The sequence below is a fragment of the Acinetobacter sp. 1294596 genome, assembly GCF_000582925.1.
Lineage (GTDB): Bacteria > Pseudomonadota > Gammaproteobacteria > Pseudomonadales > Moraxellaceae > Acinetobacter > Acinetobacter radioresistens.
Genome location: NZ_JFCC01000009.1, coordinates 65,785 through 92,226, shown reverse-complemented (window position 1 = coordinate 92,226; position 26,442 = coordinate 65,785). Strand labels below are relative to the sequence as shown.

The following is a 26,442-nucleotide window of genomic DNA, read 5'->3' as shown; positions in this document are numbered from 1 at the left end:
GATATTGATCACACGAAGACAAAAGCAGCTTCGCCGCAAACAAATGGTATCTGTGAGCGTTTCCATAAGACGATTTTGCAGGAGTTCTATCAAATTACGTTTAGGAAGAAGCTTTATAGCTCATTGGAAGAATTACAAGTTGATCTAGACGATTGGCTGAAATTCTATAATACTGAACGGACTCATCAAGGAAAAATGTGCTGTGGTCGTACACCACTTGAAACTTTACTTGATGGAAAACGGATTTGGGCTGAGAAGAATTTAGCTCAAATTTAACCTGACAGGCACAATAAAAAATGGGTAACTGTCAGATCAGGTTTGAGCTAGTACATTTTATCATACGTTGTTGCTGCTATCGTACTGTCGATTTAAATGATTTTGCCTAGAATTTATGCATTGTAATTGCAATTTCTTTACCATAAGATAATAGTAGTAATACCTATTGTACTCAGCAGTTGTGTAAAACTCACAATAACAAAAACGATAAAATAGGAGGATACCTATGTTGTACCAATATCATTGTGCATGTTGCAATAAAGTGGTTTCATCAACAGAAAAAGAATGCCCTGCTTGCGGCTCTCACTCCATTCGGAGCCCTTTCGGGTTCTGGATGTTTTGTATCACTGCATGTCTGGCAGTAGTCATGACGATTACAGTAGTTCAGGTGTATTTTCAGGATCATCAGGATGTGCCTGTACAAACAACCTTGCTAGATGTACTTAACCATGACCGGACACCAGCTCATACTTGGACTAAGCCTCAGTAGGATTATCATAAATTTTTAGAGGTGAGGAGATTTTGCGCTAAAGGATGGGCAATTAAACAAACTTCTTACAGCCTGCATGGGCATGACCTATAAAAAAGCCAATTGATTTCAAATCAATTGGCTTTTTGACTGGTAACTCAGTAAATTTTAAAGACCAGCAGAGGCTTTAAGTGCTTCTACTTTGTCTGTTTTTTCCCAGGTAAATGCAGTATCTGAGCCTTCACGACCAAAATGACCATAAGCAGCTGTCTGCTTGTACATTGGTTGAATCAGGTTCAGCATACGGGTAATGCCATAAGGACGAAGGTCAAAGTGCTCACGTACGAGCTGAATGATTAGCTCTTCTGAAACCTTGGCAGTATTAAATGTATTGATTGAAATAGAGGTTGGCTCTGCAACACCAATAGCATAAGACACCTGAATTTCGCACTTTTCAGCAAGACCTGCAGCCACAATATTTTTAGCTACATAACGTCCTGCATAAGCAGCAGAGCGGTCAACCTTTGAAGGATCTTTACCGGAGAAAGCACCACCGCCATGACGGGCCATACCGCCATAAGTATCAACAATAATTTTGCGGCCCGTTAAACCACAGTCACCTACAGGACCACCAATCACGAACATACCGGTCGGATTAATATGGAATTTGGTTGCTACATGGAACATTTCTGCAGGAATCACCGGTTTGATAATTTCTTCAAGTACTGCTTCTTTTAGCTGTGCCTGAGTAATTTCCGGATCATGCTGGGTGGAAAGAACTACCGCGTCTAAACGCACCGGACGGCCATTTTCATAGGCAAAGGTGACCTGGCTTTTTGCATCTGGACGTAACCATGGCAGAGCACCAGAACGACGTAATTCTGCCTGTCGTTCCATCAGACGGTGAGCATAAGAAATAGGTGCTGGCATCAGCACGTCAGTTTCACGACTGGCATAACCAAACATTAAACCTTGGTCACCTGCTCCCTGATCTTCAGGTTTCTGGCGATCAACCCCCTGAGCAATTTCAGGAGACTGCTTGCCAATCATATTAATGACAGCACAGGTTGAACCATCAAAACCTAAATCAGAATGATGATAACCAATTCCATTGACGGTCTGGCGAACGATCGCTTCAACGTCAACGTTGGCAGTTGTTGTGATTTCGCCGGCAAGTACAACTGCACCCGTTTTTACTAACGTTTCACAAGCAACCCGCGCATATGGGTCTTCTTTTAAGATTGCATCCAAAATGGCATCACTGATCTGGTCAGCCATTTTATCCGGATGGCCTTCGCTTACAGATTCCGAAGTAAAAACAGCGTACTCGCGCATGAAAGTCCTATCGCAGTTATTTCAAAAGACGGAATATGTTACATCGACTTAGACGTTTGGACTAGCTGTAAATGATGAAAATCTCTTGTTTCAAGCTGAAATAGCTGCAACTTCCACCAGCTGTTCCAAGAAAACAGCAAATATTCATCATTATATAATTTAGTGATGAATATTGCATTTTTCTTCATAAGCAAGAATGTTTGTACTTTATATCCTGTTTATATCTGACTTTTAGTGCCTTATACGTATGATAAAAGGGCATTTGCAGAATACTTAACAAGAAATGCCGTCTTCACCCTTTACCCTCAACCGTTTTTTTAAGACAATATGCACTATCGCATAATTCTCTATTCATTTTCTTTTTCTGACGAATTTATTGGAATCTGACCTATGACAACCCCCCTTAATGAACGCCGTATTGCAAATGCAATTCGTGTACTCGCCATGGATGCAGTGCAAAAAGCAAATTCTGGACATCCAGGCGCGCCAATGGGGATGGCAGATATCGCTGAAGTGGTTTGGCGTGATTTCTTGAGCCACAACCCGACCAACCCGCAGTGGGCCAACCGTGACCGCTTTGTCCTTTCAAATGGTCATGGCTCAATGCTGCAATATGCTCTTCTGCATTTGACAGGTTATGACCTTTCAATCGAAGATCTAAAAAACTTCCGTCAGTTGCATTCAAAAACTCCGGGCCATCCAGAGTTAGGCTATACACCAGGTGTTGAAACAACTACTGGGCCTCTAGGTCAGGGTATTGCAAATGCAGTAGGCTTCGCACTTGCTGAAAAAACATTGGCTGCACAGTTCAATAAAGATGATATTAAGGTAGTTGACCATTATACCTACTGTTTCCTGGGTGATGGCTGTCTGATGGAAGGCATTTCGCATGAAGTCTGTTCACTGGCTGGAACTTTAGGTCTAGGTAAACTGATTGCCTATTACGATGACAACGGCATTTCAATTGATGGTGAAGTTGAAGGCTGGTTCAGTGATGATACACAAAAACGCTTTGAAGCATATGGCTGGCAGGTTTTACGTGTAGACGGTCATGATACCGAAGCTATTCGTCAGGCAACGATTGAAGCTAAAGCTGAAACTCAGAAACCAACTTTAGTTATCTGTAAAACGATTATTGGATTGGGTTCGCCAAATAAACAGGGTAAAGAAGACTGTCATGGTGCTCCGTTGGGACTGGATGAAATTACACTCTCCCGTACGACTATGGCATGGACCGATACAGACTTCATTATTGCTGAAGATGTCTATAAAGCTTGGGATGCTAAAGCAAAAGGTCAACAGGCTGAAGCTGAATGGAATAAGGTTTTTGCCCAGTACCAAGCAAAATATCCAACCGAAGCTGCTGAATTATTACGCCGTTTAAATGGTGACTTGCCTGAAGAATTTGTTGCCAAAGCAGATGCCTTTATTGCGGAAGTTAACAGCAAAGAGGAAACCATCGCTTCACGTAAAGCGAGCCAGAACACACTTCAGGCATTTGGTCCGTTGTTACCAGAACTGTTAGGTGGCTCTGCTGACCTTGCCGGGTCAAATTTGACCTTATGGAAAGGCTGTGAAGGTATACAGACTAATCCGGCCGGTAATTATGTGTACTATGGTGTACGTGAATTCGGTATGACTGCAATCGCCAATGGTGTAGCACTGCATGGCGGGTTTATTCCTTACGTGGCGACTTTCCTCATGTTCATGGAATATGCGCGTAACGCCGTACGTATGTCTGCACTCATGAAGCAACGTGTCATTCATGTTTATACGCATGACTCAATCGGTCTGGGGGAAGATGGCCCGACGCATCAGCCAATCGAACAAATTGCTTCGTTACGTTCTACGCCAAACCTGAATACTTGGCGTCCAGCAGACACTGTTGAAGCTGCAGTTTCCTGGAAATCTGCTTTACTACGTAAAGATGGTCCATCTGCCTTGATTTTCTCCCGTCAAAATCTGCCATTCCAGCAACGTACTGAAGAACAGATTCAGAATGTAGCCAAAGGTGGTTATGTTCTGGCAAAAGAAAAAGGCGAGCTAAAAGCAATTATTATTGCTACAGGCTCAGAGGTATCCTTGGCAATGGAAGCATATGCACAGCTTGAAGGTGTACGTGTAGTGTCTATGCCATGTGCCGAAGAATTCATGAAACAGGAAGCGGTATACCGTGAATCTGTACTGCCTGCCCATATTCGTGCCCGTGTTGCAGTAGAAGCAGCACATGTGGATTACTGGTGGAAGTTTGTCGGGCTGGACGGTAAAGTAATTGGTATGACCACCTATGGTGAGTCCGCGCCTGCTAAAGACCTGTTTAAGTACTTTGGTATTACTACTGAAGCTGTTGTAGCTGCGGTAAATGAACTGACTGCCTGATTCTTTGGGTAAGATAAAAAAGCGCTCTTAATCAGGGCGCTTTTTTATTCTGGCTTTAAAAGTATGACTGAGTAAATCCAGTATAACTTACGCATTACTACTTTATTTGGACTGTTTTCTATTTTAAAAATAAATTAAGTAGTTCAGATTATTTTAAAATATGACAGAGCAGCCATCTCAAGAAAAAAAGATTCCGCGACGAACAGCCCGGGTAAAATCAGATAGCTTTGATTATTCGCTCGACTTTAAAAAGATTAACTTTCGTCAGCATCCTGAGCTTTATGAAATTGGCCGTGGAGAGCAGGGTGTTTTACTGGTTGAGCCCTATAAATCCGAGATTTTGCCTCACTGGCGCTTTGCTGATATTGAAAAGGCTGAGCAGAGCAGTCAAAAAATTTATCAACTATTTCTGGACTATTTAAAGCAGCAAGATTTTGTTGGCGCAGATATGGCCCGAAAATTTTTACAGATGGGTTATACCCGTGCCCGGCGCTATGCAAATCATAAAGGGGGGAAAAAATATCAGGGGCCTGTGCCTAGTGACAAAAAAGGTCTTAGTGGCGCTCATGGCCGGCAGGCATTACCACGCGATATTGAGGATCCAATTAAAGCTGCGGCAGCACGTATTTTTAAAGAGAAATGGGATATGGCAAAACAGCATGAATTATATTTGAAGCTGAGACAAAAATTTATAGAAGACTATAAAAATTAATAGAAAAGACTGGTTCGAGATGGGTGAAAGAAAAAATCTGGTGAACTACACTCAACCATCTTATTAGAATTGTAAAAACAAAAAATATACGAATTTGACTAAATCTTTGTTACTGTAAAGATTAAATTAAGTGAGCAGAAGAGTTATTTAAATTCTTCTTCATAATGATGATTTTTATACGTTCTATATATGAGACGGTACGTTTTAAGCATAAGACTGTAATTTATTTTTCAATCTCTACAATAATGTTTATTCTTCTAGTGAGTTATAAAAAATGAAATCTTTAAAAGTTTTTGGTTTAGGTCTGGCAGTTGCAGTTACAACTACTTTAAGCATGGCTAAACCGGTGGATTATAAAATTGATCCAACACATACTGCGACAGTGTTTTCTTGGGACCATTTTGGTTTTTCTACACCGTATGCCAATTTTTCTGATATTCAGGGTACAATTAAGGTAGATAACGCAAAACCTGCCAACTCATCTGTAGATGTGACTATTCCTGTTTCCAGCCTGAATACGAATGTAAAGGCTTTAGATGAACACTTGGCTAAAGCTGAATGGTTTGATGCTGCAAAATATCCAACTATTACCTTTAAAAGTACTAAAGTCGAACCTAAAAAAGACAAGAAGCATTTTAAAATTACCGGTAACCTGACGGTAAAAGGAATTACTAAACCAGTTGTACTAGATGCTGTGTTAAATAAGCAAGGCGAGCATCCAATGACCAAGGCTCAATCGATTGGTTTCAATGCTACGACTTCATTTAAGCGTTCTGATTTCGGAATTGCAAGCTATGTCCCGAATGTTGGTGATAAAATCACTGTACAAATTACGACTGAAGCTTCTGTAGCTCAGGCAACACCTAAAAAATAATAGATATTTTCCATGCTTAAAAAGCGCCCAGTCGGGCGCTTTTTTATATTTTAAATTATAAAAATATAAATAATCTGAAAGTATAGACTGCCGGAAGAACTTATTTATTCACTGTCTGTTCAAGACCATTCAGGAAATTTTGAAGAACAAGTGCACACTGCTGTTCAAGCTCATCTGCATATTGCTCATGGTCAGCACGCAATTGGTTGATAGAGAGTTTCGCCTGCTTTAGCTCACAGGTATGTCCCACCAGCCAAGGCTCAAAAGAATCTCCGGCAACTTCCAGATGGAACTGTAGCGCCAGAATATTTTTGCCGAGCGAAAAAGCCTGATTTTTATATAAAGTAGAACTGGCAAGTAAAGTAGCACCAGCCGGTAAATCAAATGTATCGCCGTGCCAGTGCAGAACAGGCGTATTTGCTAAAGGTGCTAATGGATTATCCTCTGTCTCATTTAAGAGCAGTGTACTCCAGCCGATTTCTTTTTGCGGGCCTGCATAGACTTTAGCGTTCAAGGCATAGGCAATCATTTGTGCTCCTAAACATATACCAATAGTAGGCAGGTCGGATGCAAGCCGCTGCTTTAAAAGATCAATCTCGATCTGTAAAAACGGATATTCTTCAGTTTCATATACACCAATTGGGCCACCAAGAATAATGGTTAGACCTGCATGTAAGAATGCCGGTTCAAGCGCATCTACGCCAGCTTCAAAGTAACGTACACGATACCCCAGTTGATAAAAAAGATCTTCCAGTGATCCTAGATCTTCAAAGGCAACATGTTGAACAACGTAAATAGTTTTAGGAAATACAGATTGCTTTGACATTGTTTAAATTCGTATGCTCGGTTGGCAATATTCTAAGGCGAATTAGTGCTCAAGCAGAGCACTATTTTTATTGAATAATTGAAGAGGTCAAAAAAGATATTTTACAGACTGATTTTTTATTTCAGTATTTAGAGTATGTTCATCTTTCAGATGGACACCTGAAAGTTGAAGCCGGGCTGATTTTTGCATAAGCGCTATTAAACGTTGAGCAGCTACATGCAGGGAGAGCCCTGCAGGGCGGATATTGGAAATACAGTTTCGGGCAGAATCCTGACAGCCAGTTTTAGCTTGCCAGGTATAATAAACGCCCATACTGTCGGGGGAACTTAAACCTGGACGTTCACCAATAAGCATAATCAACATTTTGGCCTGAAGAGTTTGTGCAATTTCGTCCCCTAGAGCAACGCGACTGCCTGTAGCCAGAATGATCGGTGCAAGCGACCAGCCTTGCTGTTGCACTTCCTGCCGTATTAACTGTATAAAAGGTATGGCATTTTCTTCAATTGCCAAAGCGGACAAACCATCGCCTGCGACAATAACTACATCGAATGTTTGAGCTGACTTCGTTACATATTCTTTGACTAATGTCCGCGATTCATCAGACAGTACCCGGCCAAGATCAGGATGTTTTAAGTAAAGCTCTTTATTGCTGGCTTGGCTTTGCACATGTATGTGTTCTAACTGTAACTGCTCAAGCTGTTGCTGAAGTTTGGGAATATTAAGCTGACACAACACGGCATCTTTAGCTTGTGCATGTGCCAGCTGGAATTTTAGAAGCTCATTTGTAGGGATGCTACAACCTGCGCGTCCCAAGGCAATGCGGGCATCTGTAAAACGTTTGAGCTGTGCCCAGTCATTTTCATGCAAGGCGGCAGAATAGTGGGTGTCTGGATAAAGTTTCATCATTTCTCCTTATGATTGTAGAAGTCTGGAGAACTGTTCGGGCATTTGCTTTGCCCATTCAATCTGTTGATGCTGCTGACGGAGAATTCCTTGCTGCTCCAGCCAGTGAGCGAACTCTGGTGCTGGCTGTAATCCTAAAAGCTGGCGAGCGTATAAAGCGTCATGAAAAGATGTAGTCTGGTAGTTCAGCATAACATCATCTGAACCCGGTATTCCCATAATAAAATTGATTCCTGCTGTGGCCAGTAAGGTCAGCAGGGTGTCCATATCATCCTGATCAGCATCAGCATGATTGGTATAACAAATATCACACCCCATAGGTAAACCCATGAGCTTGCCACAGAAATGGTCTTCCAGACCGGCACGGATAATCTGTTTGCCATTGTACAGATATTCTGGACCAATAAAGCCAACTACAGTATTTACTAAAAAAGGATTGAACTTGCGTGCAACCACATAGGCCCGTGTTTCAATGGTCTGCTGGTCAACCCCGTGATGAGCATTACTGGACAAGGCACTTCCTTGACCAGTTTCAAAATACATGACATTTTGCCCTATTGTCCCACGCTTAAGGCTTAAGGCGGCTTCATAGCCTTCCTGTAACATGGCCAGTGAGATTCCGAAGCCTCGATTTGCAAGTTCAGTACCGGCAATCGACTGAAACATCAGATCAACCGGAACATTCTGGTTGGCCAGATGAATGCCTGAACTGACATGGGTCAATACACAGGACTGGGTTGGAATCTGATAATCCTGAATGATATGGTCCAATAGTTTTAAAAGCTCAGAAAGATTCTGTAAATTGTCAGTCGCAGGATTAATTCCAATGACTGCATCACCATTGCCGTACATGAGTCCATCCAAGATACTAGCTGAAATACCGAGCAGGTCATCTGTAGGATGGTTTGGTTGTAAACGGGTAGAAAGACGGCCCTTTAAGCCTACGGTATTACGAAAGCGGGTAATAATTTCACATTTGCTGGCTACTAGTATTAAATCCTGATTCCTCATGATTTTACTAACCGCTGCCACCATTTCTGGTATTAAACCCGGGCTTAGTGCCTGCAGTTTTTCAGTAGTTGCCTCTGCACTGAGCAGCCAGTTTCTAAAGTCACCTACGGTAAAATGTGCAATCGGGTAAAAAGACTGTGCATCATGTTCATCAATAATTAGCCGAGTTACTTCATCAGTTTCATAATTGACCAACACTTCATTTAAAAAATTTTTTAATGGAACTTCAGCGAGAGCCATTTGTGCAGCGACTCGCTCGGTTGCATTTTGCGCAGCGATTCCAGCCAGTTCGTCTCCCGAACGTAGCGGTGAAGCTTTAGCCATCAGAGTCTTTAGATCTGGAAAAATATAGTTCTGTTGAGCGATTGTGGTCTGATAACGCATAAGAATCTATCCCTTTTTAAAGTTCCTGTTCTGCCTTTCTGATATTTTCAAACTCTTCTTCAGGTGTTCCCTGTCCCAGCCGATGGCGGCTATAAACCAGAAAATAGACAATAAAAGCTATATAAATTCCTGCTGCTATAAACCAGACTTTTGGATCAACCAGAAAACCTGCAATGACTGCAATTAAGGCCAGTATCAAAGCAATACCTGATGTCACTATTCCACCTGGAGTCTTATAAGGCCGATCCATATCTGGACGAGATAGACGCAGTTTGATGTGTGAAAGCATCATCAGAACATAAGAAATAGTCGCACCAAAAACAGCCATAAGAATCAGCAAATCACCTTCACCAGTAAGGGATAGGGCAAAGCCAATAATTCCAGGAATGATAATTGCCAGATAGGGAGCTTTATTTTTATTGGTTAAAGAGAGAGATGTTGGCAGATAACCGGCACGGGACAACGCAAAAATCTGACGAGAATAGGCATAAATGATAGAGAAAAAACTCGCAATCAGCCCTGCCAGTCCAACAAAGTTGACAAAACCTGCAAGCCGGGTATGTTCACCATATACGGCAACCAGGGCATCCACCAAGGGAGCTCCAGAGTCTTTTAACTGGTTTGCTCCAGCTGCGCCAGCACCTAAAAACAAAATAAGCAGGGCAAATGCTGCCAGTATCAGCATTGAACCAATCAGACCACGGGGTAAGGAGCGGGTTGGGTCTTTGGCTTCTTCAGCAGCTAACGGTACACCTTCGACTGCCAGAAAGAACCAGATGGCATAAGGTACGGCAGCCCATATTCCTAAATAACCCATCGGTAAGAAAGCACTGGCACCGGCTTTGTCAGATACTGCAATATTAAACAGGTTTGCACTGTTAAAGTGCGGGTTCATGGCTATAATAAAGACTAGCAATGCCACAGCAGCAATTGCGGTAATAACAAAAATAATTTTTAATGCCTCACCAGCACCTTTAAGGTGTATGCCCATAAAGACCAGATAACACACCAGATAAATGATCCAGCCACCCACACCAAACAATGATTCACAATATGCACCAATGAAACAGGCGATGGCTGCAGGTGCAATAGAGTATTCAATCAGAATAGCAGTACCGGTCAGATATCCGCCAAAAGGTCCGAATGCGGTACGGGCAAAACTGTAGCCTCCTCCGGCGGTAGGCAACATGGTGGCCATTTCTGACATAGAGAGACACATGCACAGATACATGACTGCCACTACTACTGTCGCAATAAACATACCGCCCCAGCCACCTTGTGCGAGGCCAAAATTCCATCCGGCGAAATCTCCTGAAATCACATAGGCAACACCTAAGCCGACCAGCAGCAGCCAGCCGACTGCACCTTGTTTAAGTTGCCGTTTGGCAAAATATTCTTCTTGGGTGGGCAGGGTAGAAGAAGCAGTTGCATCGACAATCTTTGGATTGTTCATAATGTACTCCATTTTTTATTATGTTTGATCTGGTCATAAAAGCAATTTTAGTACCAAGATCTAAAGCAGGCTTCCAAGCCTGATATACCATTCTGTTTGAGTAGCAGTTTTATTATTTTGCTAGATTTATAAATTAGTAAAAGTTCAATATGGGAAAAGATTTACGGCTACCTGAGGTAGCCGTAAATAAAATAAATCAATTTGGAATTCCTAAAAGAAGCCAGCTGGTTTGGTTGAGTAGCTTACCAGCAAGTTCTTGGTTTGCTGGTAATGATCAAGCATCATTTTATGATTTTCACGGCCAATTCCTGATTTCTTGTATCCGCCGAAGGCAGCATGAGCAGGGTAGATGTGATAGCAGTTAGTCCAGACACGACCTGCTTCAATCGCACGGCCAGCACGGTAGGAAGTATGGGCTGAACGTGACCAGACACCTGCACCTAGACCATAGATTGTGTCGTTGGCAATTTTAATGGCTTCATCAAAGTCTTTAAAAGTAGTTACCGACAGCACAGGACCAAAAATTTCTTCCTGGAAAATTTTCATGCTGTTATCACCCTTGAAGATCGTTGGTTCAATATAGAAGCCTTGACCCACCTCATTACGCTGTCCACCACCTACCAGTACCTGAGCACCTTCTTCGCGTCCGGTAGCAATTCATCCTAAAATTTTATCCTGCTGCTCTTGAGAGGCCTGCGCACCAATCATGGTGTCAGTATCTAGCGGGTGGCCTGTCTTAATGCGTTTAACACGTTCTACGGCCATTTCCAAGAACTGGTCAGCAATTGACTCCTGAATCAGGGCACGTGACGGACAAGTACAGATTTCGCCCTGATTCAGCGCGAACATGGTGAAGCCTTCTAAAGCTTTTTCCAGATAGTCATCTTGCTGATCCATAACGTCAGCAAAGAACAGGTTTGGTGACTTACCGCCAAGCTCCAGCGTAACCGGAATAATATTTTCGGTTGCATATTGCATAATCATCTGGCCCACTTGGGTTGAGCCAGTGAAAGCAATTTTTGCAATACGCGGATTGGTTGCAAGCGGGCGTCCTACTTCAACACCATAACCATTTACAATGTTTAGAATACCTGCCGGCAACAGGTCCTGGATCAGTTCAGCCAGAACCAGAATACTGACTGGTGTCTGTTCAGCCGGTTTTAGTACGATACAGTTACCGGCTGCTAGCGCAGGTGCAATCTTCCATGCTGCCATCAGGATGGGAAAGTTCCATGGAATAATCTGGCCGACTACACCAAGCGGCTCATGAAAATGATAGGCAATAGTATCTTCATCAATTTCAGAAATTCCGCCTTCCTGAGCACGGATACAGCTGGCGAAATAACGGAAATGATCAATTGCCAGTGGAATGTCGGCTGCTAGGGTTTCACGGATAGGCTTGCCATTATCCCAGGTTTCTGCTACAGCGAGTTGTTCAAGGTTGGCTTCTAGGCGATCTGCAATTTTGAGAAGCAGGTTTGAGCGTGTTGTTGGTGACGAGCGATTCCATTGCTCTTTGGCCTTATGCGCGGCATCGAGTGCAAGTTCAATATCTTCAACAGAAGAGCGGGCAACTTTAGTAAAGACTTTGCCATCGACTGGCGAGATATTTTCGAAGTATTCTCCTTTTACCGGAGCTACCCATTCTCCCCCAATGAAGTTGTCATATTGAGCTTTGAACTGAACTTTTGAACCAGGTTGATTAGGATCGGCATAACGCATGTTTATCTTCCTTTGCTTATAATTTAATTTGTGTAGCTGCGAATTTTTATACCGCTTTGGTATAAGGCTACTTTCGCATACTATTTATTTAGCATATAAAAAATAAGGTTGGAGAAAGGTTGGAAAAAGTGACAATTTGCAAGGAATGTACAAATGTTTACAAAACAAGACCTGCAGCAACAACGTAGTACCATTGAAAAGCTTAGGCACAGTAGCAGTCTATCGCCTGGAAATGCCCAGAAGCTCAGTCAGAGTATACTTAGTTCCTGGCAGCGTTCGGCTACAGCCGAGATACCTAAAGGCCGGGTAGCTGCGCCCTTGCAAGATTTAAAATATATTCCAGGTTCTGCTAATCCCTTAAAGCTTGCGCTGGAACATTGTGCTGAAGATTTACGTCATGTGGCTGAACAGTCTGCCATGGTAATTGCAGTAGGGGACATCGGAAGTACAATTATCTGGTCAGCATCGAGTGGACAAATGCGTAATGCAGCAGAAAAAGTGCATTTCGTTGAAGGCGGGCAATGGCGTGAAGAACTGGTAGGAACCAACGCGCTGGCTTTAAGTTTAAAAACCCAGCAGTCTTCCTGTGTGTTCTCTAACGAGCACTATATGGAGTCTATTCATGACTGGGTCTGTTATGCAGCACCTGTGATTGATCCGTATTCCAGACAGGTTCTGGGAGTGATTGATTTATCAACAACCTGGGATCATCATAACAGTCTGGGGCTGCTGGCCGCAGAGCGCTGCGCATCAATTATTCAAACTGCTTTGATTGAACATCAGAAACAGCGTTTGTATATTCGTGCCTTTGCTGTACCAAAAGTTATTTTTAATGGTAAAGGACTGGTTCTTACACCACGGCAAATCGAGATTTTAGCCATTTTAGCTTTATGTCCTCAAGGTCTAAATCTGGATAATTTACATCAGGCACTCTATGGTGAGCGCAAGATCAGCATGGGAACCTTAAAAGCAGAAATGTCACAATTACGTGATGTACTGGGGGGAATGCTGGGTTCGCGTCCTTATCGCTTGCTGGCGCAGGTTGAAGCAGATTTCTTGCAAGCTGAACAGGCACTCGACGCTGGTTATGTTGAAACAGCGATTCAGGCCTGTCGTGGAATTTTCTTGGCAAAGACCGAAAGCCCATTTTTATGTGCTTGGCGTGACTGTCTCGAATCACGTTTAAGTGAAGCAATTTTCCAGTCGAATCAGAGCGATGTGCTGCTTAAGCATATTGCTCACGTCCCGGAAGCAATTGATGCCATTGAACGACTGGCCGATCTCTTGCCTGCCGGCCATCCTGCCCATCAGTTAGTATTGAAATACCGGGAAATACAGCAATAAACTGTTAAAGTTCCTGTTCGTCTAACCAGTCAAACAATTGTCTGTAGACCTGCATACGTACAGGTTTTTGTGATAGCACCAGATCATGTAAGCCATTTTTTATAGTTTGAATGGTTACCTTGCCCTGAATCTTTTGTGCATATTTTTTGATATCTCTGACATTCAGAATTACATCACTATTGAGTGCAGTCTTGTTCCAGCGTCTCGGATTCTTAGTCTGGTGAGAACGCATAATCAGTACAGGCACCCTGATTGTTACGCCCTGATGAATTTCTTTTTGCGCCTCAAAAATAGCGTGGATAAAACTTAATTCAACCTTTGGGTAGGCCTGAGGTTTCCAGTTCAGATCAAAATCCCATTCACCATACCACTTTTGATGCAGACTCGGGACGTACCAACGGTTTAAACCACTTGGAAAGCGTAATTTAGGCAAATATTTAGCCACCTGACTCAGTACCGGCAAACCAAATTTTTTCTCAATAGCTGACAGGTTAAAATCATAAAATGGACTGTTTAGCCACAGAGCCTTGATTAGAGGATGCTCTGGGTAATGAGCTGCATACAAAGTGCTGATCAGCCCGCCAGTTGAGTGACCTGCCAGCAGGACCATATCATGCTGTTCCTGCTGAATCTGTACCAGTGCCTGAGTGATCTCAGCATCATATTCCTCTAGCTCTTTAACACGGTAGAGTTCCTGATGAGGCAAATATGATCGGCCATAGTTATGCAGATCAAGAGCGTAAAAGTCAAAGCCATGCTGATTAAATTGCTCTGCCATTTCAGTTTGGAAAAAATAGTCCAGAAAGCCATGAATATAAAGCACAGCCTTGCGGGTAGCTTGAGCGGCCTTTTTACGGACTAACGTCGCAATTACCGGGCCGGAGGTATGAGCTTGTACATGTAGGCGCAGCTGCTGGTAGCCTTCACCTAGCACGTCCGGTTGGTAATTTATTACTGTTTTTGGGGAAGTCATAAGAAAGATTATAAGGTGTTGTTATTTTCCTTATGCTTGATGAAATGAGCAGTTTTGTCAATTCCTGAAACGACCTCAAAAATGTATGAGCTAAAAAAAGGAATATCAAAATACTGATATTCCTTAAACGTACAGCAAGTCATTGATTGGAGGATTGACTTACATCGCCGCTTTAAACATTTCTACCACCTGTGCATGTGTTGCCTTACGAGGGTTGGTGAGCATACAAGCGTCTTTTTGCGCATTTTCAGCCATAATAGCCAGATCAGCTTCTTTTACGTTCAGCTCATTTAAACCTGATGGAATACCAATTGAGGTAGAAAGTTCTCGAATTGCATCAATTGCAGCATAAGCTGCTTCAGTCACTGTTAAGCCTTCAGTATTTACACCCATCAGCTCTGCAATTTTCCGGTAACGGTCCGGGCAGGAAATCAGGTTAAACTCGCACACATGTGGTAATAAAATAGCATTACATACGCCGTGCGGCAGGTTATAGAAACCACCTAACTGGTGTGCCATAGCATGTACATAGCCTAAAGATGCATTATTAAACGCCATACCAGCCAGATATTGCGCATAGCTCATGGCATCACGGGCTTCAATATTGTCACCATTGGCGACTGCCGGACGCAACCATTCGCTAATCATACTGATTGCTTTTTCAGCACAGGCATCTGTAATCGGATTTGCTGCAGTGGAGACATAAGCTTCTACGGCATGAGTCAGGGCATCCATACCTGTGGCAGCAGTCAAGCCGGCAGGTTTAGCCATCATTAATTTAGGGTCATCAATCGCAATCAGGGGAGTACAGCGCCAGTCAACTATTGCCATTTTAACGTGGGTATCTGTATTGGTAATGATACAGAAACGGGTCATTTCAGATGCTGTGCCTGCCGTAGTATTGATTGCAATTAGTGGTGTCATTGGTACGGTACTTTTATCAATACCTTCATAATCACGGATATGACCGCCACCGGCAGTGACGAGACCAATACCTTTGGCACAGTCATGTGAAGAACCGCCGCCTAGAGATACAATAAAGTCACAGCCATTTTCATTGTATGCTTCGACGCCTTTATGCACATTAATGTCAGTCGGATTAGGTTCAGCACCTGGAAAAATGTGGCTTTCTACTCCAGCTTCGGTTAGGTAGCCGGCAATCGTATGCGCTACACCAAATTTGAATAAGCCTTCATCTGTCACGATTAAAGCTTTTTTTGCACCCAGATTTTGTGCTTTGCTACCAATTTCCTTTGCACAGCCTGGACCAAATAAAGATACACAAGGAATATAAAAACCGTTAGTTTGATCTGCAATATTTTTAAAAGCCATGAAGAGATTCCTTCTTCTATCATTGTTGTTTACAGGTGACCCTCACCTTAAGCATAGTATTAAAAAAATTAAGTGTTTTTTGCACCTACCAAATACCTACCATTTTTTGTCATAGGTAAAAATTTAAAAATCAACTACTTGAATTTGTTGCATGACAGGCAGATTTAATTTTTAGTGAAAAGCCGGTAAGCTATGCACGCTCTTATGAAATGATCCGGGTTATGAAACAAGAAACTGCACTTAAACTGATGAAAGCGGGTGAAAATGTCTTTTTGACAGGTTCGGCAGGTGCAGGAAAAACCTATACGCTTAACCAGTACATTAACTACCTGAAAGCACGAAAAGTTCCGGTAGCAATTACTGCCTCAACCGGTATTGCCGCGACACATATGAATGGCATGACCATTCATACCTGGGCAGGCATCGGTATTAAAGATTTTTTAAGTGATGATGATCTAAAGCGCATGAAAGAGCGCAAATACCTCAAGGAGCATCTTGAAAATGCGCAGGTGCTGATTATTGACGAGATCTCCATGTTGCATGCGAAGCAGCTCAATCTCGTTAATCAGGTATTGAAATACTTCAAAGAATCTGACACCGCATTTGGGGGTATTAGGTGATTGCAGCAGGCGATTTTTTTCAGCTCCCCCCGGTTGGCAAAAATGATGAGCGTAATCGTGATAAATTCTGCTTTATGTCTGATGCCTGGGTAGAAGCCAAGTTCCGCGTCTGTTATCTGACCGAGCAGCATCGTCAGGACGACGAAGTCCTGAATCAGGTATTAAATGCAATACGTGCCCAGCGAATTCATCCGCAGCATATTCAGGCTTTAAAAAAGTCCCGACAGCATGATATTGGAGAAACCTTTACCCGTCTCTATACCCACAATATGGATGTAGACAGCTTAAACTACCAGCATCTGAACGCCATCGAAGGTGACGAACACCAGTTTGAAGCTGTATGTGACGGTAATGAAAAGCTGGTAGAGACTTTAAAATCATCAGTGCGCGCTCCCGAAAATCTCACTTTAAAAAAGCATGCCAAAGTGATGTTTGTAAAAAATAATTTTGATCTGGGCTATATTAATGGCAGCTTGGGTGAAGTGATCGGTTTTGAAGAAGATGATGAACATGGCCTGTTACCGAAAGTCAAGCTGACCGATGATACAACACTGCTTGTTGCCCCAGAAACCTGGTCAATTGAAAATGAAGCCGGAAAGGTTATTGCAAGTTTTCAGCAAATTCCTTTACGTCTGGCTTGGGCTATCACGATCCATAAAAGCCAAGGAATGACTTTAGAAGCCGCAGAAATTAATCTGAGCCATACTTTTGAAAAGGGTCAAGGTTATGTGGCATTGTCCCGGCTAAAATCACTGGAAGGCTTGAAACTGGTAGGATTTAATGACCAAGCCTTGGAACTGGACAGTTTGGCTATTAAAGCAGATCGCCGTTTTCAGGAACTTTCTCAAGAAGCCGAGACCCATTTTGCCGATACAGATTTAACACCGCAGCATAAGGCTTTTATCCGGCATTGTGGCGGTACACTTAATGAAACCGAAATCCAGCGCAATGAGAAAAAAATTGCCAAAGCAGGAAATAAGCCGAATTATGGTTCTGCTACGCTTGATGAAACCAAGGCTTTATTTGAAGATGGTTATGATATTCAGGATATTGCACAGGAACGCGGTTTAACAGTAGCGACGGTGATCAATCATCTGGCACGCTTGCATAAAGAACAGGGACTCGATATTTCAGTTGCCCATCCGGGAGAGGAAGTGGTCGAGCAGGTACGCAAACTTTATAAACGTTTGCAAAAGAGCAAGCGCAGTGAAAACTTTAATGATGATGGTTCGATTAAATTACGTCCTATTGTTGAAGCGACCAGTCCACGTATGGGTTACGACCAGGTCCGTCTGGCCCTGCTTTTTATAGAATGAACCTAAAAAATTCAAAAGTTATTATATATAGAACCAGCAGGAAGCGTTATGCCACATGTTGTTGTTGAATATTCCGCAAATATAGAACAGTTAGACCGTCCCAAACTGCTTAAACGGATTAACCAGGTATTAATTGAAAGTGAACTGTTCCAACCGAATGATATTAAGGCACGTCTCTATTGCAATGAGGATTTCCTGATTGGTGAAGGAGACAGTTCACAAGCATATATATATGTTGAATTTTCCCTGTTCAAAGGCCGTACAAATGAACAGAAACAGCGGGTCCGAGAGGCTTTAATGCATGTGCTTACACAGCAGGACTATTATAAGACAGATAATGACCTGCAGATCCAGCTGTGTGTACAGCTATTAGAAATGGATAAAGAAAATTATCTTAAACAGATAGTAAACTGTTAAAAATATATGAATTAAATTGGCAATATGAAGATATTTAGCCGGCATTTCTATTTAGAGACTAATCAGCTGAAAATCAGCATATTGTAGTAGCATTTCACTATTGAGAGTGTGGATATAATCCATAAAGACCACATTAAAACTACCCACACTGGCAATTTTCTCATATGCCAGTTTGCCGGCAATAGCAAAATGCAAGTGGGCTGCCAGAGCTGCAATAGTGGGTGTAGTAACTGCACTATAAGCTGCAATCAGTGCGCCCAGCGCACAACCTGTGGCTGTAACCTTAGGTTGTAGATAGCTACCACCATTGACCTGTATGACCAGTCCAAGCTCGCGTGACAGAATAAAATCTGCTTCACCAGAAATGGCAATACACTCACTATGCACAAGCAGACATTGTGCCTGTCTGTAAACGGTATGACTGCTTATGGTACTGTCTACGCCTTTAGCCTGAACCTGCTTACCAGCGAGCGCGCTGATCTCAGAGGCATTACCCCGGATGACTGAGGGCTTAAATGCCAAAAGCTGATCAACCATACTACTGCGCCATTTCAAAACTGGTCCATAACCTACAGGGTCCAGTACCCAAGGTGTATTTTTATGATCAACGGTTTGTGCTGAAATCAGCATGGCCTGCATCTGTTCAGTCGTCGGTGTGCCCAAATTAATACTCAAGCCTGATGTAACATTTGCAAAACTTTCTGCTTCAAAAGGATTATCAATCATGGCTGGTGAAGCGCCCGCTGCCAGTAGAATATTCGCAGCATAATTGGTAGCGACACTATTAGTAATGCATTGTACCAAGGGTTGCTGTTCCTGTAATCGCGTCCATGCCTGTATAACCTGCTGGAGGAGTGTATTTTTTTGTTCAGTAAAGCTCATTTTTTACCTTGATGTAATCTTTAAATATGATGCGCTGATACCTAGCGGATAAAATAGTGGTCCTGATGTTTGCACTGACGACAGAACAGACTGACATATTCCGCTGTATCGTAATCTACATCAAGTTCATGAGAACCACAGTACATACAGCGTTTAGTTGAGTAAAATTCGAGACGTGGTGCAATTTTTTTCCAGGCTTTCCAGACCGGCTGAATAAAGATCTGCTCATCATAACCCAAGAATTTAAACAGCAGGATATAGCTCATCTTGCTAAAGGGGATATTGGATGGACGTGGCAAAGTACAGGTTTCCCATTTTTCCTGTAAGCCACGTTCCCGATACTGTTGTAGGGTTTTTTTCAGCAAGTTGGTATTAATAAAATTTTCATTGCGGGGTTGTAAGGCTTTATGCTTATGCAGATATTCCAAGGCATTCTGGATCATATAATAAATCTGGCCCACTGCCAGAGAGTCCATTAAACGGTAGCAAAAGGTTGCAAAACCTTTATTACCCGAAATTTGTATTCCCCATGTACGGCAGTAGTGCTGCATAAAACAGACAATTTCCTGATAAAGTACCAGATATAAGGCTTCTTTCACTTCATCACTACTTTTAAATGGAATCCCCAAACTCAGATTATTTAAAAACCAGTACCGGAGTTGCTGGGTAATGCTGAATAAACTTGGCTCGGAATAACCATCAAGGCGTACATTAATATAATAGCTTTGTGCCTCATCACTAAATTCGCTGCATACCAGTACCTGATCTTTGACCAGCTGTTTAAGCAGTCTGCTCTGAAAGAAGTAGTTAGGAGTAATAGGTTGGTATTTGATCAGATCCCAATGAATGTATTCATCATGAGGTACATTTTCTTGAATACGGTCATCTAGCAAGCTCAATAAAAACAGTTTTTGCAAAAAATTAAGCTGGTCTAAGCCAATTTCAGTAGTCTGTTTATTTTTATATTTACGTTGTTCCTGTAGTCGTGTTTCTTTTAGTATTTTTTTGCGTGACTTACCACAGCTTTCACAGTGACAGGTATGCTGCTGCTGTTTAAAAAGCCGGTGTTCACAGAAGCTGCACTCATGAAACTCTACAGGCTGTTCATGCTGCTCTGCTTCTACCCACCACATGGAGGCGCGGCATAACGGGCAAGGTGTACTTTCATCAAGCTGTTTATGCAGAACTGAATATAGGGTACTCATGCCGTGTTTTTTCCAAAAATCGATCGCCTGATGCTCGCACGGATTATATCAAGCCTGTCTGAAAAAGGTGCCTAAACTTGTAGAGATATTCTTTCAGGTCTTTTAATTCAAAGGTTGAAAGATATTTCTATAAATACGATATCAGTTATATATTCATTTACTCAAATACTGGACATTCAGGAATTGAAAAGCTTGAATCATGCCTTACATAAGTTGAATAGAGTATCTATACGTTTAAAGTTCAGCGTATGATAAAAGTATTGATAAAAATGATCTGATCCGATATACGGTCAAAAAAGGAATAGCTATGAATATTGCAGCACAACCTCCTGTTCAGGATACCCAGACGGTCTATCTGAAAGATTATCAAAAGCCTGCTTTTCTGGTTGAAAGTGTTCAGCTGGATATTCAGGTCTATGATGATTATACGCAGGTTGACTCAATTCTTGTGATGCAACGCCAAACGGCAGGTGACCTGATACTTTTAGGCCGTAATCTGGAATTAAAATCGATTCAAATGAATGACCAACTGCTTTCAGCAGATGACTATCACCAAGACACTGAACAGCTGACTATTTCAAACGCACCAGATACGGTTACATTGCAGATCAGTGTAATTATTCATCCGGAAAGTAATACTCAGCTTGAGGGTCTTTATAAAGCCGGCAACCTGTTTGTAACCCAGAATGAACCGGAAGGTTTTCGCAAGATTACTTATTATCCCGACCGCCCAGATGTTTTATCTGTCTTTACTACACGGGTTGAAGCCGATAAAAAGTATCCGGTCCTACTGGCTAACGGTAATCTGCTTGAAACCGGAGAAGCAGGTGAAGAGCGTCATTACGCGATCTGGGAGGACCCGACCAAGAAACCGAGTTATTTATTTGCCTGCGTAATTGGTGATCTGGCAGTTCTGAAAGACCGTTATGTGACCTCGGAAGGACGAGATGTTGCACTTGAGATTTATGCTATAGAGAAAGATATTCCAAAGTGCCATATTGCGATGGAAGCATTGAAGCATTCTATGCGCTGGGATGAAGAGCATTATGGCCGTGCCTATGATCTCGATAACTATATGATTGTGGCGGTCAGCCAGTTCAATATGGGGGCTATGGAAAATAAAGGTTTGAATATTTTCAATACTTCCTGTGTACTGGCCGATGAAGAGTACACCACAGATGCTGCAATTATGCGGGTGCAATCTGTGATTGCCCATGAATATTTCCACAACTGGACAGGTAACCGGATTACCTGCCGTGACTGGTTTCAGCTCTGTTTGAAAGAAGGTTTGACTGTATTTCGTGACCAGTCTTTCTCTGAAGATTTACAGTCTGCTGCTGTACAGCGTATTGATGACGTGGCTGTACTGAAATCGCATCAGTTTCCTGAAGATGCGGGCCCATTATCACATCCACCACGTCCAGACCATTTTGTGGAAATTAATAATTTTTATACTGCCACCGTATATGAAAAGGGGGCAGAAATTAACCGTATGATGGCAACCTTGCTGGGTAAAGAAAAATTCCGTCTGGGAACAGATGAGTACTTTAAACGTCATGATGGCCAGGCTGTTACTGTGGAAGACTGGATTGCAGCGCTAACTGCCGGTTCAGGTGTAGATCTGTCTGCATTTCTGACGTGGTATAACCAGCCCGGCACACCAACACTTGAGGTACAGGGTGAATATAACAGTATAACCCAAACCTACCGTTTAAACTTTAAGCAAAGTATAAAGCCGAACGTAAAATATCTGAACCTGAAATCAGTTCCAATTCCAGTCGCGTTGGCGCTTTTTAACCAGAAAACAGGGGAGCAGTACACACTGCAATCTCCGGATCTATTTGTAGATCAGGTAAAAGATGGGGTTTATCTGTTTGATCAGGATACAGCTTCGATTGAGATTAGCCATATTCCTGAAAAACCGGTTGTCTCATTGCTGCGAAATTTCTCTGCGCCAGTAAATCTGAAATTTGATTATTCTGATGCTGATCTGGCTTTTCTGATTCAGCATGAAACTAACGGCTTTAACCAGTGGCAAGCTACCCAGACCCTGCTTGAGCGTATTTTGCTGGATAATCATCAGGTCGACATCTATATTGAAGCTATCCGCCATACTCTGCCAGATATGGTACAGAAAGATCCGTTACTTGCTTCACGACTGCTCGATGTGCCAAGTGAAAACTATCTGGGTAGCCGCATAGATCATGATTATAATCCGGTCATTATTCAGGAGCGCCGTGAAGCCTTACTGAATGAACTGGCCCGTGAGCTGGGTTCATTCTGGCAAGAGATATATCAGGCACTTAATCCTGATTTACAGCAGGACTTTTCTCAGGCTATGGGAGAGCGTGCACTAAAAAATATCATGTTGATGATGATGGCTCGTCAAGGTGACGAGCTGGCATTTGCATGGGCAGGTGAGCAGTATCATAATACGCATAATATGTCTGAGCGTCTGGGCGCTTTACGTGTACTGGTCTGGCATGATGCACCGCAGGCACAGGAAATACTTCAGGATTACTATAATCGATTTAAAGATGAAGCCTTGTCTTTGGATCAATGGTTTATGGTGCAGGCAGCTCATCCAAAAGCCACTGAAGAGACTTTACGTTATTTGTCCTCCCATGCAGATTATGACTTAGGTACACCTAACCGGATCCGTTCGGTCAGCGGCGGTCTGAATGCAAATCCGGTCAATACCTGGAGTTTTGGTGTAGATTATCTAGTAGACCTCGCAGCTTATTTAGATGAGAAAAATCCGATTGTAGGCTCTCGTCTGCTCCAGTCGTTGTCGCGGTGGTATACACTGGCTGAGCCGCAACGTACTCAGGTTCAGGCTACTTTACAGCAGCTTAAGGGACGGGCTAAATCTAAAAACGTATCTGAAACTTTAAGCAGCATGCTTAATATATAAAGTGGATTATGTGTAATTATGATGCTCCGGATGTGTTGCACTGCCGGAGCATCATTTTATAGTAAATATAAATAATATAGCCTTAGCAAGATTTTAGAAAAAATTATTATAATTTAAGATATTACTGTTTAACAATCATCACTTGCGTTTCAGTATTGGTGAGAACTTCTTGCGCTACACTGCCGAGCATATATTTTTGTAGTCCCTTATGTCCATGAGAACCCATTACAATCAGATCAGCTTTTACTTCTGCGGCTATTTTAAGTATGCCAACTGACGGTATTTCACCCATAACAACACGCGTATCGGCCTTTACATTCTGTTCAATACATAATTGATTTACTTCATCTAGTAGCTTTTCTGCCTCGGCCTTAGCGGCCAGATAGTAATCTTTTAAATTAGGTAAGGCACTATAAAAATCAATTCCTTTGAAAGGGTCAACCGCAACAATACTGATAATTGAAAGCTGACATTGAAATGTTTTAGCAAGTGTAATCGCATGCTTTACTGCTGCCATAGAGACTGAAGAACCATCAATGGGTGCTAAAATATTTTGATATATCATAATATTATGTCCTTTTATAAAGTGAAAAGTTTGGCTTATCGTTTTGTTTATTATATTAAATCGCTGACAACAAGAATATTAGGAAATTATAACTACTTAATTTGGGAAAAGTTAATTCACTATTCTGTGATAAAAAATATACACTTTAATTTTTAAGGTTCTTTAATTTTAAAGATTGTATTTTCATATCTTTGAGTCTAAAAAATAGCCATACTCTCTCCTAAAAATTATAAAAGCTTGATACATTATTTTACCATTTGTTAAAATATTGATTACAAATAAGTGTATGTAAAATTAAAAGATTATGAATATTTTAAAGTTTATCAAGAGCTTCAATACAATCAATACCTATCTCATAGCTGCAATTATTTTACTTATAATATTGGTAGTCAATTTTTATTTTATACATCCTTCTTGACTATGAATTAGCAGAAAAGATAGTTAACCTTTGGTACAAAATGAGTTATCTATCTTTTAGTTATTAATTAAATTACACAATATATTTAGAATACATAAACGCTATACTCTTCACTTAAACTTTCAATAGCATCAAACAAGAATTGCTTTAATGGATTTTTAGAACCATGTGGTTACGCTAGGTACACTTCATAGCATTCAATACGTTAAACCTAAATTTTTTATTACCTTTAAACATAGTAACTTTATTTCATGTTCTGAAATAAAAAGGACTACTATGAGCCGTAACTTGCGTATAGCTAAAAATATCTATTTAAGTGTAAGTAAAGAAAAAGGATTCTCTTTTGATCCATTGGGAGATCTGAATGCACTTTTATTAAAACTACTAGAAAAAGACAAAAAGCTACTTATTAAGTTACCAATAAGTTATGAAGACCTGAGCAAAATGGAACTTATATCATCTAATAGCTCGGGAAAAACTGATTTTAGCTGTATTCCTGACCGTTTAGATAGCCAAGAGTTTGTAATATGGCTAGCGAAATTAATTGAAGTGATTAAATCCAGTCCTTTAGATCAAAATCTGAAATCCAAGAAAAAGTATGATCATGCAGAGGCAATCCTTAATCATTTCTCCCCAGGTAATAAAGTAAAATAAAATCAGAGCAAAGAAAAATTTTTTATCAAAGTAGTAAAAAGAAAATTTAAAATAACTTGAGTAATATTTTAATGCTCTTAATAAAGGAGATATTATCTTTAATAAAAGCAGAATAAGTTTTTTAAAATAAAAAGTAATTTATTTTTAGATAGACATATATATTTACAATATGACACTAAGAATTAATAAAGAGTAATTTAAATATTTTTTTAGATTAAGTTTAAGAAATAGAGATATTTATAAAAATTATGAAAAAATTAAGGTGGTAAATAAGCAAATATAAGAATCTTTATAAGATAATTGAAATATATTGTCACTTTTTGTTATTGATTATGAGAAAGTAGTGCTGTATAAAAAATATACCACTTCAAAGAAAAAGGTGGACTATGGACGCTTTAGAATTATTATTAACTTCTTCATCTGCCTTTCTGCTTATGATCGTTATATATGCGTTTGGTCAGATGTTTAATTAGCAGTATTTTAGAGAAAAAAGCATCTTCGGATGCTTTTTTTATAGCAGCCTCATAACAAAATTAATTGTTATATTCTGCAATTCTTTGAAAAAAGGCATTTATCCTTTAGGATAAAACTTATTATTTATATTCTTATAAATTTGAAATATAAGGAGAATGCCTAAATGTCTTATAAATATGAGTATGCCGGTTTTTGGGTCAGATTTGGCGCCACTATTATAGATGCTCTAATTATGTTTTTAGCCATTATTCCAGCCGCATGGATTTTCTATGCAGGGGATTTCGATTTGATCTTTGCTACCGGGTTAAGTGATCAGCCACAAAACTTATATTTTGACATACTCATGAATTATATTTTTCCTATATTCTATAGTGTACTGTTCTGGCTATTTGCTGCGGCTACGCCTGGCAAAATGTTAATGCGCTTAAAGGTTCTAGATGAAAAAACGGGAAATAAACTCACTTTAGGACAAAGTATATTACGCTATATTGGTTATATACCGGCTACTCTGGTTTTTCTTATTGGCCTGATCTGGATAGCTTTTGATCCTAAAAAGCAGGGATGGCATGATAAAATGGCCAAAAGTGTGGTAGTGCGTGAAATCTAAGATATTTTTAATGAGTAAATATAGATGGATCCAGTATTTCTTTCTTATTTATTGCTAGCTATAGCCATAATCTCTGAAGTCATTGGTACTACATTTTTGGTTAAATCTGAGGGTTTTACCAAATTAGGCCCGACTTTTGCTGTGGCATTATTTTATATTTTATCCTTTTATCTGTTATCTCAAGTCACTAAAGTTATCCCTATCGGTATTGCTTATGCCATATGGGGTGGTGTCGGTATTGTATTGACTGCATTTATTGGCATATTCTTTTTCAAGCAGTCTTTAGACTCCGCCGCAATCATTGGTATTAGTATGATTATTGGCGGTGTACTGGTAATTAATCTTTTTTCTTCAAGTGTTGGTCATTAGTCTGCTGC

22 protein-coding genes and 2 pseudogenes are annotated in these 26,442 nt (G+C 41.1%); 13 read left to right on the top strand and 11 right to left on the bottom strand.

Features of this window, described 5'->3' with window-relative positions; translation table 11 throughout:
- Positions 1–276: integrase core domain-containing protein (locus tag J502_RS05875; protein ID WP_034683392.1), on the top strand; the 276-nt coding region annotated here is incomplete at its 5' end.
- A gap of 226 nt (positions 277–502) precedes the next feature.
- Complete coding sequence (locus J502_RS05870) at positions 503–766, top strand: hypothetical protein (RefSeq protein ID WP_005019902.1); 264 nt, start codon at positions 503–505, stop codon at positions 764–766.
- A gap of 147 nt (positions 767–913) precedes the next feature.
- Here J502_RS05870 and metK read toward each other — a convergent pair whose 3' ends face one another.
- Positions 914–2,080 carry a methionine adenosyltransferase gene (gene metK, locus J502_RS05865; protein WP_005019905.1) on the bottom strand — a complete coding sequence of 389 codons (1,167 nt, stop codon included), beginning with the start codon at positions 2,078–2,080 and terminating at the stop codon, positions 914–916.
- 390 nt (positions 2,081–2,470) lie between these two features.
- On the opposite strand from metK, the gene tkt reads away from it, so the two are divergent.
- From tkt to J502_RS05850, 3 genes are all read left to right on the top strand, one after another.
- Complete coding sequence (gene tkt / locus J502_RS05860; RefSeq protein WP_005406351.1) at positions 2,471–4,459, top strand: transketolase; 1,989 nt, start codon at positions 2,471–2,473, stop codon at positions 4,457–4,459.
- Between the two features lie 160 nt (positions 4,460–4,619).
- Complete coding sequence (locus J502_RS05855) at positions 4,620–5,171, top strand: DUF4385 domain-containing protein (protein WP_005406381.1); 552 nt, start codon at positions 4,620–4,622, stop codon at positions 5,169–5,171.
- 274 nt (positions 5,172–5,445) lie between these two features.
- A complete protein-coding gene (locus J502_RS05850; RefSeq protein WP_005019909.1) occupies positions 5,446–6,045 on the top strand; it encodes a YceI family protein in 600 nt (199 codons plus the stop codon).
- Positions 6,046–6,145: 100 nt separating this feature from the next.
- On the opposite strand, the gene J502_RS05845 is transcribed toward J502_RS05850, so the two are convergent.
- The 5 genes and pseudogenes from J502_RS05845 to exaC all read right to left on the bottom strand — a co-directional run bounded on the left by J502_RS05845 (position 6,146) and on the right by exaC (position 12,344).
- Positions 6,146–6,871 carry a glutamine amidotransferase gene (locus J502_RS05845; RefSeq protein ID WP_034683390.1) on the bottom strand — a complete coding sequence of 242 codons (726 nt, stop codon included), beginning with the start codon at positions 6,869–6,871 and terminating at the stop codon, positions 6,146–6,148.
- Between the two features lie 87 nt (positions 6,872–6,958).
- Positions 6,959–7,774 carry an ethanolamine ammonia-lyase subunit EutC gene (gene eutC, locus J502_RS05840; protein WP_005406506.1) on the bottom strand — a complete coding sequence of 272 codons (816 nt, stop codon included), beginning with the start codon at positions 7,772–7,774 and terminating at the stop codon, positions 6,959–6,961.
- Between the two features lie 9 nt (positions 7,775–7,783).
- The gene (locus J502_RS05835) at positions 7,784–9,169 is read right to left on the bottom strand and encodes an ethanolamine ammonia-lyase subunit EutB (protein ID WP_005406483.1); all 1,386 of its coding nucleotides are present in this window, start codon (positions 9,167–9,169) and stop codon (positions 7,784–7,786) included.
- Positions 9,170–9,185: 16 nt separating this feature from the next.
- Positions 9,186–10,622, bottom strand: coding sequence for an ethanolamine permease (gene eat, locus J502_RS05830; RefSeq protein ID WP_034683389.1), 1,437 nt, complete (start codon positions 10,620–10,622; stop codon positions 9,186–9,188).
- A 210-nt stretch (positions 10,623–10,832) separates the two neighbouring features.
- A pseudogene (exaC, locus tag J502_RS05825) lies at positions 10,833–12,344 on the bottom strand (acetaldehyde dehydrogenase ExaC).
- A gap of 153 nt (positions 12,345–12,497) precedes the next feature.
- Between exaC and J502_RS05820 the strand changes: the two are divergent.
- Positions 12,498–13,688: a sigma-54-dependent transcriptional regulator family protein gene (locus J502_RS05820; RefSeq protein ID WP_005406454.1), complete on the top strand. Its 1,191-nt coding sequence runs from the start codon at positions 12,498–12,500 to the stop codon at positions 13,686–13,688.
- A gap of 4 nt (positions 13,689–13,692) precedes the next feature.
- On the opposite strand, the gene J502_RS05815 is transcribed toward J502_RS05820, so the two are convergent.
- Together J502_RS05815 and mdh are read right to left on the bottom strand one after the other, a co-directional pair.
- Positions 13,693–14,661 carry an alpha/beta hydrolase gene (locus J502_RS05815; RefSeq protein WP_034428853.1) on the bottom strand — a complete coding sequence of 323 codons (969 nt, stop codon included), beginning with the start codon at positions 14,659–14,661 and terminating at the stop codon, positions 13,693–13,695.
- A 159-nt stretch (positions 14,662–14,820) separates the two neighbouring features.
- Positions 14,821–15,993 carry an iron-dependent methanol dehydrogenase gene (gene mdh, locus J502_RS05810; protein ID WP_005019926.1) on the bottom strand — a complete coding sequence of 391 codons (1,173 nt, stop codon included), beginning with the start codon at positions 15,991–15,993 and terminating at the stop codon, positions 14,821–14,823.
- 221 nt (positions 15,994–16,214) lie between these two features.
- On the opposite strand from mdh, the pseudogene J502_RS05805 reads away from it, so the two are divergent.
- Both J502_RS05805 and J502_RS05800 read left to right on the top strand, forming a co-directional pair.
- Positions 16,215–17,929 (top strand): annotated as a pseudogene (locus J502_RS05805) (DEAD/DEAH box helicase).
- A 48-nt stretch (positions 17,930–17,977) separates the two neighbouring features.
- Positions 17,978–18,346, top strand: a complete 369-nt coding sequence (locus J502_RS05800) for a 5-carboxymethyl-2-hydroxymuconate Delta-isomerase (protein WP_005019928.1) — start codon at positions 17,978–17,980, stop codon at positions 18,344–18,346.
- A 51-nt stretch (positions 18,347–18,397) separates the two neighbouring features.
- On the opposite strand, the gene thiM is transcribed toward J502_RS05800, so the two are convergent.
- Positions 18,398–19,228 carry a hydroxyethylthiazole kinase gene (thiM, locus tag J502_RS05795; protein ID WP_034683387.1) on the bottom strand — a complete coding sequence of 277 codons (831 nt, stop codon included), beginning with the start codon at positions 19,226–19,228 and terminating at the stop codon, positions 18,398–18,400.
- Between the two features lie 41 nt (positions 19,229–19,269).
- The gene (locus J502_RS05790; protein WP_005406337.1) at positions 19,270–20,433 is read right to left on the bottom strand and encodes a hypothetical protein; all 1,164 of its coding nucleotides are present in this window, start codon (positions 20,431–20,433) and stop codon (positions 19,270–19,272) included.
- A gap of 307 nt (positions 20,434–20,740) precedes the next feature.
- Between J502_RS05790 and pepN the strand changes: the two genes are divergently transcribed.
- Entirely contained in the window at positions 20,741–23,347 is a 2,607-nt protein-coding gene (gene pepN / locus J502_RS05785) for an aminopeptidase N (RefSeq protein WP_005406320.1), read from the top strand.
- A gap of 121 nt (positions 23,348–23,468) precedes the next feature.
- Here the strand turns inward: pepN and J502_RS05780 are convergent, their stop codons facing one another.
- A complete protein-coding gene (locus tag J502_RS05780) occupies positions 23,469–23,912 on the bottom strand; it encodes a universal stress protein (RefSeq protein WP_005026303.1) in 444 nt (147 codons plus the stop codon).
- A 304-nt stretch (positions 23,913–24,216) separates the two neighbouring features.
- Here J502_RS05780 and J502_RS17255 point away from each other — a divergent pair, with 304 nt between their 5' ends.
- The 4 genes from J502_RS17255 (at position 24,217) to J502_RS05765 (ending at position 26,434) form a co-directional block, all read left to right on the top strand.
- Positions 24,217–24,330: a hypothetical protein gene (locus tag J502_RS17255; protein WP_373867487.1), complete on the top strand. Its 114-nt coding sequence runs from the start codon at positions 24,217–24,219 to the stop codon at positions 24,328–24,330.
- A gap of 276 nt (positions 24,331–24,606) precedes the next feature.
- Complete coding sequence (locus J502_RS05775; RefSeq protein ID WP_005406272.1) at positions 24,607–24,984, top strand: hypothetical protein; 378 nt, start codon at positions 24,607–24,609, stop codon at positions 24,982–24,984.
- Between the two features lie 637 nt (positions 24,985–25,621).
- The gene (locus J502_RS05770; RefSeq protein WP_005026299.1) at positions 25,622–26,065 is read left to right on the top strand and encodes an RDD family protein; all 444 of its coding nucleotides are present in this window, start codon (positions 25,622–25,624) and stop codon (positions 26,063–26,065) included.
- Between the two features lie 24 nt (positions 26,066–26,089).
- A complete protein-coding gene (locus J502_RS05765; protein ID WP_005406308.1) occupies positions 26,090–26,434 on the top strand; it encodes a DMT family transporter in 345 nt (114 codons plus the stop codon).
- Positions 26,435–26,442 lie beyond the last annotated feature (8 nt).

Coding starts and splice junctions, on each gene's coding strand:
- J502_RS05850 (WP_005019909.1), top strand. CDS start 5,446: ATGAAATCTTTAAAAGTTTTTGGTTTAGGTCTGGCAGTTGCAGTTACA.
- mdh (WP_005019926.1), bottom strand. CDS start 15,993: ATGGCTTTTAAAAATATTGCAGATCAAACTAACGGTTTTTATATTCCT.
- J502_RS05770 (WP_005026299.1), top strand. CDS start 25,622: ATGTCTTATAAATATGAGTATGCCGGTTTTTGGGTCAGATTTGGCGCC.
- pepN (WP_005406320.1), top strand. CDS start 20,741: ATGAATATTGCAGCACAACCTCCTGTTCAGGATACCCAGACGGTCTAT.
- J502_RS05775 (WP_005406272.1), top strand. CDS start 24,607: ATGAGCCGTAACTTGCGTATAGCTAAAAATATCTATTTAAGTGTAAGT.
- J502_RS05845 (WP_034683390.1), bottom strand. CDS start 6,871: ATGTCAAAGCAATCTGTATTTCCTAAAACTATTTACGTTGTTCAACAT.
- J502_RS05870 (WP_005019902.1), top strand. CDS start 503: ATGTTGTACCAATATCATTGTGCATGTTGCAATAAAGTGGTTTCATCA.
- J502_RS05765 (WP_005406308.1), top strand. CDS start 26,090: ATGGATCCAGTATTTCTTTCTTATTTATTGCTAGCTATAGCCATAATC.
- J502_RS05780 (WP_005026303.1), bottom strand. CDS start 23,912: ATGATATATCAAAATATTTTAGCACCCATTGATGGTTCTTCAGTCTCT.
- J502_RS17255 (WP_373867487.1), top strand. CDS start 24,217: ATGAATATTTTAAAGTTTATCAAGAGCTTCAATACAATCAATACCTAT.
- J502_RS05835 (WP_005406483.1), bottom strand. CDS start 9,169: ATGCGTTATCAGACCACAATCGCTCAACAGAACTATATTTTTCCAGAT.
- eat (WP_034683389.1), bottom strand. CDS start 10,622: ATGAACAATCCAAAGATTGTCGATGCAACTGCTTCTTCTACCCTGCCC.
- tkt (WP_005406351.1), top strand. CDS start 2,471: ATGACAACCCCCCTTAATGAACGCCGTATTGCAAATGCAATTCGTGTA.
- metK (WP_005019905.1), bottom strand. CDS start 2,080: ATGCGCGAGTACGCTGTTTTTACTTCGGAATCTGTAAGCGAAGGCCAT.
- thiM (WP_034683387.1), bottom strand. CDS start 19,228: ATGAGCTTTACTGAACAAAAAAATACACTCCTCCAGCAGGTTATACAG.
- eutC (WP_005406506.1), bottom strand. CDS start 7,774: ATGAAACTTTATCCAGACACCCACTATTCTGCCGCCTTGCATGAAAAT.
- J502_RS05855 (WP_005406381.1), top strand. CDS start 4,620: ATGACAGAGCAGCCATCTCAAGAAAAAAAGATTCCGCGACGAACAGCC.
- J502_RS05815 (WP_034428853.1), bottom strand. CDS start 14,661: ATGACTTCCCCAAAAACAGTAATAAATTACCAACCGGACGTGCTAGGT.
- J502_RS05800 (WP_005019928.1), top strand. CDS start 17,978: ATGCCACATGTTGTTGTTGAATATTCCGCAAATATAGAACAGTTAGAC.
- J502_RS05820 (WP_005406454.1), top strand. CDS start 12,498: ATGTTTACAAAACAAGACCTGCAGCAACAACGTAGTACCATTGAAAAG.
- J502_RS05790 (WP_005406337.1), bottom strand. CDS start 20,433: ATGAGTACCCTATATTCAGTTCTGCATAAACAGCTTGATGAAAGTACA.